The sequence below is a fragment of the Microbacterium sp. UBA3394 genome, from assembly GCF_002358725.1.
In the GTDB taxonomy this organism is placed as follows: Bacteria; Actinomycetota; Actinomycetes; order Actinomycetales; family Microbacteriaceae; genus Microbacterium; species Microbacterium luteum.
The window spans coordinates 1-3,028 of the sequence record NZ_DEPK01000182.1; the positions used below are offsets into that span (position 1 = coordinate 1).

At 68.6% G+C, this 3,028-nt stretch carries 4 protein-coding genes and 1 pseudogene; 4 read left to right on the top strand and 1 reads right to left on the bottom strand.

Annotated features, from left to right (window positions below; genetic code table 11):
* Positions 1 to 133 precede the first annotated feature (133 nt).
* A complete protein-coding gene (locus B4E30_RS10790) occupies positions 134 to 565 on the bottom strand; it encodes a hypothetical protein (RefSeq protein ID WP_286795296.1) in 432 nt (143 codons plus the stop codon).
* A 142-nt stretch (positions 566 to 707) separates the two neighbouring features.
* Between B4E30_RS10790 and B4E30_RS10795 the strand changes: the two genes are divergently transcribed.
* The 4 genes and pseudogenes from B4E30_RS10795 to B4E30_RS10810 all read left to right on the top strand — a co-directional run.
* Entirely contained in the window at positions 708 to 1,574 is an 867-nt protein-coding gene (locus B4E30_RS10795; protein WP_286795297.1) for an AraC family transcriptional regulator, read from the top strand.
* 60 nt (positions 1,575 to 1,634) lie between these two features.
* Positions 1,635 to 2,120: a hypothetical protein gene (locus tag B4E30_RS10800; protein WP_286795298.1), complete on the top strand. Its 486-nt coding sequence runs from the start codon at positions 1,635 to 1,637 to the stop codon at positions 2,118 to 2,120.
* Positions 2,121 to 2,186: 66 nt separating this feature from the next.
* The gene (locus tag B4E30_RS10805) at positions 2,187 to 2,759 is read left to right on the top strand and encodes a dihydrofolate reductase family protein (protein ID WP_286795299.1); all 573 of its coding nucleotides are present in this window, start codon (positions 2,187 to 2,189) and stop codon (positions 2,757 to 2,759) included.
* A gap of 62 nt (positions 2,760 to 2,821) precedes the next feature.
* A pseudogene (locus B4E30_RS10810) lies at positions 2,822 to 3,028 on the top strand (hypothetical protein); the annotation flags it as partial.

A 3,028-nucleotide genomic window follows, 5' to 3' on the forward strand; every position in this document is an offset into this window, starting at 1 on the left:
GCCCGCGGCCGGTTCAGCGTGAGACGACCGAGGGCGGCATGCACCCGCACGAGCACGTCGGCATCGCCTGCGGCAGCGGCGGCGGGTGTGGTTTCACTCACCCCCTCACGCTATCGCGCGCATCCACCCCGGATCAGGTTGCGGCGTCGTCGGCCGAGGCGGTCGGGATCGCTCCGGTCGCGGCGAGGGTCACGACATCGGCGGGCTCGTCTTCGGCGTCGAGGCGCAGAGCCTGCACGAGTTCGATGCCGTGACGGGTCGTGAGCACGAGACGCTGGAAATCCGGGTGGCCGTCGAGGTCGATCACGACGCCGGCGCGGCGACGGCGCACGATCGCGAAGTCCTTCGCGCCGGTCGACTCCCACGTTCCCATCGCGATGACGCCGCGCACGTACGTTCCGGGGTGGGCGACGCCGCGCAGCCAGTGCCACGGGTCTTCCGTCAACTGCACCTTCGCGATGGCGGAGCGGTCCACGCGGATGTTCTCTTTGCGGAATGCCAGCGCACGCTCGGCGCCCGACAGCGCGACCTCGAGGTGCGCCGAATCGAGCAGGAGCGTGACCATGCCCTCTAGTCTGCCAGCGGCATCCGACCCGTCAGAACCGTTTTGCTCACGGACAGGCAACAATCGAGACGACTCGATCGGGCCACGATTGTCGGGCGCGGTTCGCTCGGCCGCGGAAGGCTGTGGAGCGAAGGAGGAACCCGTGATCGGATCACTGAACCGTCTGGTCGAGCACATCGAAACGAACATCTCGGATGAGATCGACGTCGCCGGCCTCGCGCGCACGTGGGGAACGACGGAGTATCACCTGCGTCGCATGTTCTCGTCGTTGGCGGGCATGCCGCTGTCGGAGTACGTGCGACGCCGTCGCATGACGCTCGCGGCGGCCGACCTGCGCGGATCGGACGACCTGCTCGAGGTGGCAGTCCGTTGGGGCTACGGCTCGACGGAGGCGTTCAACCGGGCGTTCCGCTCGGTCCACCGTGTCTCACCGTCGGATGTGCGCCGGCACGCGGCTCCTCTTCGCACGCAACCGAAACTCAGGTTTCGCCTGACCGTCGAAGGGAACACCCCCATGGACACGCGTCTCATCGATCGCCCCGCTTTCCGGCTCGTCGGACACGCCGTGCGCGTGCCGCTCATTCACGAGGGCGTCAATCCGCACATCCAGGCCCATATCGCCGGGCTACCTGAGACCGCGCACGCGCGGCTGAAGGAGCTCGGCGACACGGAGCCGGCAGGCCTGCTGCAGGTGAGTGCCGACGTCGATGCGGACTACGCCGAGGGCAGCGAGCTGACGTATCTGCACGGCGTCGCGGTGAGCGACGACGTCGCCGTGCCCAGCGATCTCGACGTGATCGAGGTTGCCGCCGGCACGTGGGCGGCGTTCCGCTCCGAGGGCGCCTACCCGGCCGAGCTGCAGCGCACCTGGGCGGCGACGGCGACCGACTGGTTCCCGTCGAACCCGTGGCGACTGCGGCCGGGCCCCTCGATCGTTTCGGTGCTCGACAGGGCGCCCGACTTCAGCACGGCCACGTGCGAGCTCTGGCTGCCCGTCGAGCGCGGCTGATCCGGCGCGGGCGGTCGGCAGGCTGGATTCTGGTTCAGGAGGGGTGCAAGGCTGGGTCTCATGACTCGCGCCACCGAGGTCGCCACATGGGCGATATGCGCCCTCGTCGTGGGCGGACTGGTCGCGCTCGGCGCGCCGGCCGTCACCGCGGCGATGGATACCACTGCACCGTTCGTCGCTGAGGCGGGCACGGCGCCCAGCGTGCCCACCACCAAGCCGGTCGTCGATGAGACGCCGGAGCCGCGCGACCCGCTTCAGGCCGCCGCCTGGGAGATCGGCTGCGATGACTTCGCGCCCGTCGGCGGCTACGCCGGGGCGGCGAGACCGTCGCCACGCCCGGATATGGGCGCGACCGAGTTCGCAGCAGGCACTGTGACCTATGGTGAGGACGGTGGAGTCGAGACGTATACCGTCGCGGCCGGTGACGCCCCGCAGGCCCTCGGCGAGCGCTTCTGTGTCGACTACATCACGCTCCTCGTCGCGAATCATCGCTTCCCGCCCGGTAAGACGATCCAGCCCGGGGACGTGCTTCAGATCAACCCGTAGGGCGACGCGGCGCCGGGACCTCGGCTATCCCTGGCGCGCCAGGGGTGGCGCGCCTATCGTCGACGCATGGGTCGCATCATCGTGGAGCAGATCATCACCGCCGACGGTTTCGTGCAGGACTCCGACGGTGGGATGAGTTTCATGGACGCGGCGCCGATCGACAGCACCGACTCAGACCAGCTCGAGATGCTGGAGCACGTCGGTGCGATCGTGCTCGGACGGAAGACGTATGAAATGTTCGTCGAGTACTGGCCGAACGTCGATCCCCGCGACGAGCCCGTCGCGGGGCCGATCAACACTCTCCCCAAGCACATCGTCAGCAGTTCGCTCGGAGCAGCCCCGTGGGGTGACCATGCGCCGGGAATCATCGAACCCGGAGATCCGCTCGAGACGCTGGTGCGACTCCGCAACGAGACCGATGGCGATCTGCTCGTGTGGGGAAGCCTGCAACTCACGGATGCGCTCTTCCGGGCCGGTCTGGTTGACGTGCTGCGCCTTCGTCACATCCCCAGCCTGATCGGGAGCGGACGCGGGCCCACCCCATCCGATCTCGAACAGACCGTCATGACCCAGGTCGCCAGCCATGTCGGCTCCGGATGGGTGACCACCGAGTACGCGGTGCGGGGCGCGGAGGAGTGAGGTCTGCCAAGCGGCAAGGTTCGGGTATATCGGTTCTCCCGAAGCAGCCGGCGCCCGTGTGGATGGTGGTGGTGACCGGCTGCGGCGCGATCATCCTCTACGCCGTTCTCGCGGCGTTGCAGATCTTGGTACTGAACCCGCTGGCGGCGGTGCCCGGAGCGGGCCTGTCCGAAATCTACGGCGGAATCTCGCAAGCGGGCGAATCTCCCGGCATCCCGCTGACCCTCACCGTGCTCGGCGGCGGGATCGTCCTGGCGCTCGTGCTCGCG

What these genes read in the sequence shown, in the direction of transcription:
- B4E30_RS10805 (WP_286795299.1), top strand. Translation starts at nt 2,187, where the DNA reads ATGGGTCGCATCATCGTGGAGCAGATCATCACCGCCGACGGTTTCGTG.
- B4E30_RS10790 (WP_286795296.1), bottom strand. Translation starts at nt 565, where the DNA reads ATGGTCACGCTCCTGCTCGATTCGGCGCACCTCGAGGTCGCGCTGTCG.
- B4E30_RS10800 (WP_286795298.1), top strand. Translation starts at nt 1,635, where the DNA reads ATGACTCGCGCCACCGAGGTCGCCACATGGGCGATATGCGCCCTCGTC.